The sequence below is a fragment of the Myxococcus sp. AB025B genome, from assembly GCF_006518215.1.
Taxonomy (GTDB): Bacteria; Myxococcota; Myxococcia; order Myxococcales; family Myxococcaceae; genus Myxococcus; species Myxococcus fulvus.
On sequence record NZ_SRLW01000446.1, the window covers coordinates 1 to 5,813 of the forward strand.

3 protein-coding genes are annotated in these 5,813 nt (G+C 70.0%); all 3 read right to left on the bottom strand.

From position 1 onward, the window contains the following. Positions 1-2,279, bottom strand: a 2,279-nt coding sequence (locus FL311_RS40370) for a choice-of-anchor L domain-containing protein (RefSeq protein ID WP_141332960.1), incomplete at its 3' end; no start/stop codon positions are given. A gap of 162 nt (positions 2,280-2,441) precedes the next feature. Continuing rightward, positions 2,442-4,298 (bottom strand): Hint domain-containing protein, encoded by a 1,857-nt coding sequence (locus FL311_RS40375; protein ID WP_141332961.1) that lies wholly within the window; start codon positions 4,296-4,298, stop codon positions 2,442-2,444. 29 nt (positions 4,299-4,327) lie between these two features. Further along, a complete protein-coding gene (locus tag FL311_RS40380; protein WP_228557409.1) occupies positions 4,328-5,677 on the bottom strand; it encodes a S8 family serine peptidase in 1,350 nt (449 codons plus the stop codon). Positions 5,678-5,813: the final 136 nt, after the last annotated feature.

The window sequence follows — 5,813 nt, forward strand, 5'->3', positions numbered from 1 at the left end:
GGGAGGGACGGGGCGAAGCTGTCACTGGCCACGGGGCTGTTGAGCAGGTTGACGATGCTCGCGTAGTAGCTGGAGTTGGAGGGCGTCTTGAAGTGCTCGAGGTCCGGCACGCTCGCGTCCATGGCGAAGGACGTCGTGGCGGTGGTGGGCGCGCCTCCGCGCTGGTCCGCCTCCGAGGCGAACATGTCGTAGTCCTTGTCGCAGAACAGCCGGCTGGGCTGCGCGGCCTGCTGCGGGTTGCGCGAGGTCTTCGCGCGCATGATGAGGTTCCAGTTCGCCGGGGGCGTGAGCTTGTCCACCAGCGGGTGGTACGCCTCCATGTTGGTGTAGAGGACCTTGATGTGGTCGAAGAGCATGCCCTGTCCCTGGGGACGCTCGATGTTCTTCCCGTTGAGGCTCACCAGCACGTGGGTGGGCACGTTCGTCACGCCCACGGAGGTGAGCAGGGGGTTGCCCGGCTGCAGGTCCTCGAAGGACGTGGTGCCCGAGTCCACCTCGAGCGAGACGTTGAAGTCCCGGAGCATCTCCAGCTTCAGCTCGTCCCAGGCGACCTGGTAGCTGGCCGTCCCCTTCATGTGGTTGCGGGTGTCGACGATGGCCTTGGCGATGGCGGTGCCCGCGTGGGGCGTGTTCAGCAGGATGAGCCGGTTGAGGTCTCCCTTGTTGAAGTTGTCCGCGCGCAGGTAGTCGCTCCTCGCGGCGAACCTGCGCGCCATGATGCCGCCCATGCCGTGGGCGAGCGCGTCCACCTGGGTGACGGCGATGTAGCTCAGGCGCATCTCCAGCAGCGCCTCCCGGATGGCCTTGCCGAGCGCGGCGCGGTTCGCCTCCGAGTCGATGCTCTCCGAGCTGGTCGTCGAGTAGTCGGCGCACGTCACGTCGAACAGGATGTTGGAGGAGATGCCCGCGTGCCACTCCCAGTACTGGCAGTCGGACCACAGGTCATGGATGGCCACGATGGGCGGACGGACCACCTCGATTTCGTGGGTGTCCGGGAAGGGCGTCCCATTGGCCGGGGTGTAGAGGGTGGAGAGCGTCACGGCGCGCTTCTTGAGCAGCCTGTCGGTGGCCTCCTGGCCCGGGCGGATGAAGTCCTCGGGCGCGGTGTAGAGCGCGAAGGCGTAGTACTGGTGGGTCGCGACCTGCTGGGCGGTCGCGTCGATGACGTTGGTGGGGGCGTCCGAGGAGCCCACCAGGCTGAGCCCTCCGTTGGCGGGCAGGTGCGTGTCGCCCAGCTTGAAGCGCAGGGTGCCGGGACCCGGCAGCCGCGCGCGCAGCAGGATGACGCTGACGCCGTCGGCGGCGACGCCGCTGGCGGGCGTGCCCAGCGTGGCGAGCCGGCCCGGGTTGGTCTCCACCTTGCGCAGCAGCGGGTCGATGAGGATGGGGTTGGGGTCGATCTTCTCCAGGCTGGAGATGCTCACGTTGTCGATGACCACGCTGGAGTCCAGGATGCCGTCGCCCAGGTCGCGGATCTCGAAGACGAGCGTCACCGGCCCGCCGCCGGCGATGGCCACGTTGACCGTCTTGAAGTCGGTGATGCCCGCGTCCGGGAAGAGCTGGATTCCGTCCGGGTAGCTCGCCGGGAAGAAGTCCACGCCCGAGGGGTCGTCCGCGAGCAGCACGTCGAACTGGGTGTCCTTGGCGCGCGTGGCGGAGGCGTCGAAGAAGTGCGCGCTGTTGACCGAGGTCTGCTCGGCCAGGCGCGTGCCCTGCGCGTCCTGCACGTGCGCGGTGAACTGGTCGTTGTACTCGCTGCCCACGAAGTCGGGCGACTCGGCGCTCAGGAAGCGGTAGTCGAACGACAGCCGCGTCATGCCCGCGGGCACGTTCATCGTGAGCCGCAGGGTGACGACGTCCCCCTCGGCCCCCTCGGGGGCGAAGTCGGTGCCGGGCTCGGGCAGCCGGGCGCGGTCATTGACGTAGCCGGTGCCCAGCACGATGAGCGAGGGGCCCTTGCGCGGGGTGATGATGCCGTAGTTGGACATGACCTTCGTCGTCTGGTCGGGCGCGGGCGCGGTGAGCTGGCTGCTCACCAGCATGCCCGCGGGGATGTCCAGCGCCGCGGCCAGGTCGGGCGCGGTGGCCTGCGCGAGCTGGACCGCGGGTTGCACGACCTGGCGGCTCGCGATGCGCCGCCGCTCCGCGCGCTGCGCCTCCTCCCGGAGCGTCGCTTGGGATTGCTGTTGGGGCGGTGGGGCTTCGGGAGGGCTGGCGTCGCCACATGCCAGGGCCAGCGCGAGGACGAGCGGGAGCAGGGGGACGTTGCGAGGCTGCATCAGGTTCACTCCGAGGTCTGGGCGGCGGGAGGCGAACGGCGGGGCGGCAACGGGCACGGCCATCCAGCGGACTTCCACTGGATGGCCGGCGGTCTGGAAGGGTGATGACGTCGGGCGAGGGGCGCGGAGGCCTTCGGGGCCGCGCCCCTCGCTCCTGGGTTGCTACTGGCGCCGGGCGGCCAGCTTGTAGTCGCGGTGCCACCGGGACGGCAGCGAGGCCAGCACGTCGGCGCTCTTCTGCGTCTGGGCGATGGACTCGTACTTCTGCTGGATCTGCCCGTCACCCACGACGAAGCCGTTGGCGTAGACCACCGTCTGGTCCTGGGCGAGCGCGAGCTTCTCCGCGTCCGAGCCGACCTTCACGTTGTACACCTTGCCGGCGTACGGCTCGCGGCTGACCTCGACGAGCTTGCTGGGGCCCGCCTGGGTCATCACCACGTCGCCCTGCTTGAGGGCGCGGGCCTGCACCATGCCGCGCGCCAGGACCTGGATGGGGTGCATCTCCGTCATCAACAGGCTGTGGCCCGCCGCGCTGCGGATGCGCACCATGGGCACCGTCTCGGTGCCCACGGCCGTGTCCATGACGGTGAGCGTGGGCTGGTGCGGGTTCTTCACCTTGTCACCGGCCTTGAGCGACTCCACGGGCGCCACCTTGCCCTCGGCCAGCGCGATCTGCGTCCCCGCCGCCAGGCAGCTGTTGGTGACGGTGATCTTCTTGAAGGTGTAGTCCGGGCGCGGCACGGCGCGGTCGTTGCTCAGCGTCACGGAGGACTGGTACGTGGTGCCGCCCGTCCCGACGACGGGCAGGACGATCTTCAACGTGAGCTTCACCTCGTCCTGCACCTGGCGGCAGCCGTCGTCGAAGAAGGCCGCGTGGGCGCCCGTCAAATCCCAGGAGAAGGTCTTCTTGTCGGCGCTGAGCGAGGCGCGGTCCCAGAACTGCCCCATCCTCGCCTCGATGAGGTTGCCGTCCGTCACGTCGCAGCCGCCGCCCGCGTTGGTGAGGATGAGCTTGAGGTGTCCCACCTCATACGTCGGCGTCCCCAGGGCCAGGTCCGCCTTGAACTGGTTGATCTTCGCCTGGTCGAAGGTGTGGGGCGCGGAGGTGAGCGACAGCTGCCCCTTGAGGGGCAGCTTGATGGCCTGCGGGGTGCCGGTCAGGTCGTAGTCGCAGTCCTGGGTCCACGTGCGGTTGAGGCACACGGAGATGAGGTTGTCGTTGAGCACCGTGTCCACGGGCGCCTGGACGGTGAGCGCGGAGTACGTGGGGCGCGTGGAGGTGGTGCCCGGCGGCGAGCCGAACTCCGAGTAGATGTACGAGTCCTTGAACCCCTCGACGGAGTCCTCGACCTTGTACGAGGAGACCCGGTAGCGGCCCAGCTGGGTGAGCGCCAGGTTCGCCGTGGTCGGGACGGTGAGGTTGGTGCCCTGGTCGTACTCCTCCGCCCAGGCGAGCTGGGTGAGCGGGTGGCCCGTCTGGTCGGTGAAGTTGGTGTCCGCGTAGGTGTAGTACGTGCCGCCCGGGAAGGTGGACGTGGACACGCCCTGCCCGTCGTTCTCCTCGCGCGTGGTCTCACCCGCGTTGGCCGACTCGATGGCGTGCATCTCCTTGCGCTCGGCGGACGTCGCCAGCCCGGCGTCCTCCGACGACAGCTGGCCCGGCGCGAAGCCCCGCGACACATGCTCCTTCTGGCGCGCGGCCAGCGCCTCGAACAGGTAAGGCGAGTTCTCCGGCGTCTTGCCCGCCAGCTTCAGGCGCGCCTTCGCGAAGCGGTACTGGGCCGGGTCCGCCAGGTTCAACCGGACGCGCACGTCCGGCTTGGCGATGGAATGCAGGTAGGCCTCGTCCGCCCGGTACGTGGTCCACTCGGCCTGGCTCAGCCGGGTGGCGTCGCCGAGCCCGCGTAGCGTGCGGCCGAAGTTCGCCACCTGCTGCTCGTGGGGACTGGAGGTGCAGCCCGACAACAGGGCCAGGCAGGCGGTGCTACCCATCACCAGAAAACGACGTGCTCGTGACATGGTGTTTCCTCCTCCGCTTGGAACGGCTCTCACATGCAGACTTCCTGGAAGTCGGGGCAGCAGTCGTTGAACTCCAGGCAGCTCGGGTCGCAGAAGCAGCCCTCCGCGCCCACGCCGCACAGGCCCACGCAGCTGTTGGCCTCGCCCACGCAGAAGCCGTTGCCCTGCGTCAGGTCGCTGAAGAGCAGCGAGTCGGGCGAGCCCTTCAGGTCCTCCACGCACTCGAGCGTGGCGGAGTCGCGCAGGTTGGCGACGATTTGCGCGGGCGTGGCGGTGCGGTGGGTGCCCAGGTATTGCGCCACCGCGCCGGCGACGTGGGGGCTGGCCATGGACGTGCCCTCGTCGACGACGCTCGCCACCGCGTCGCCCATCCAGGCGCCGAGGATGCTCACCCCCGGCGCGAAGATGTCCACGCATGGGCCCCAGTTGGAGAACGTCGCCCGGACGTCCGCGTCGTCGACGGCGCCCACGGTGATGACCAGGGGCTCGCTAGCGGGGGACTGGGTGCAGGCGTTCAGGTCGTCATTGCCCGCGGCCACCACCACCGGGATGCCCGCGTTGACCAGCGCCGCGGCGGCCAGGTTCGCCGGCACGTACAGCGGCCCGGTGATGCTCACGTTCGCGACGCAGGGCCCGTCCTGCCGGGGGCAGTCGGCGCGCACGAAGTCCATGCCCGCGATGATGGCCCCCCAGGTCCCCAGGCCGTTGCACCGCAGCACCCGCACCGGGTGCACGGTGGCCTCCTTGGCCATGCCATAGAGCGTGCCCACGGCGGTGCTGGCCACATGGGTGCCATGGCCGTGGCAGTCCTCGACGCCCCGGCCATCCGGCACGAAGCTCTGTGACGAGCCCACCCGTCCGGTGAACTCCGAGTGCGCCGTGTTGAGCCCCGTGTCGAGCACGTACACGTGCACCCCGGCGCCCGTGTTGTCGAAGTCGTTGTACTGGCCGTCGCGCCCCTGGCGCTGGTCCACCCGGTCGATGCCGTCCGCGGGGCTGGGCACCGTGGCGCTGAGGGAGACCTGCTGGTCCTCCTCGATGAGCGCCACGCCCGGCTCGGCGCGCAGCCGCTCCACCTGGGCGCTGTCCAGGCGCGCCGCGAACCCGGGGATGAGCTGGTAGCGGTGCCGCACCTGATTGATGCCGCCCGCGCGCGCCACCCGGCCCACGGCCGAGTCGATGGCCTGCCCCGTGATGCCCTCGGAGAAGACGACGATGTACTCGTCGGGGACGCGCCGCGCCTCGGGCGCGCGGCCCAACGGCGCCAGCTTCGGAGCCGGGCCGGGCCCCTGGGCGGAGGCGCCCTGGGGCGGGCGCTCCTCGCAGGCGATGAAGCCCAGGACGAGCGCCCCCAACAAGGGCAGGGCCTCAAGCTTCATTCCACGCAAGGGATGGGCACGTCGGGGCAGGGGCCGCATGGTGTCTCGGTCTGGGTGGGCCGAGCGACGCCCGCGCCGACACGGGGCCTCTCGGGATGGACGGGGGACGTCCGCGGCGGCGGAGGGCTTCCGCTAC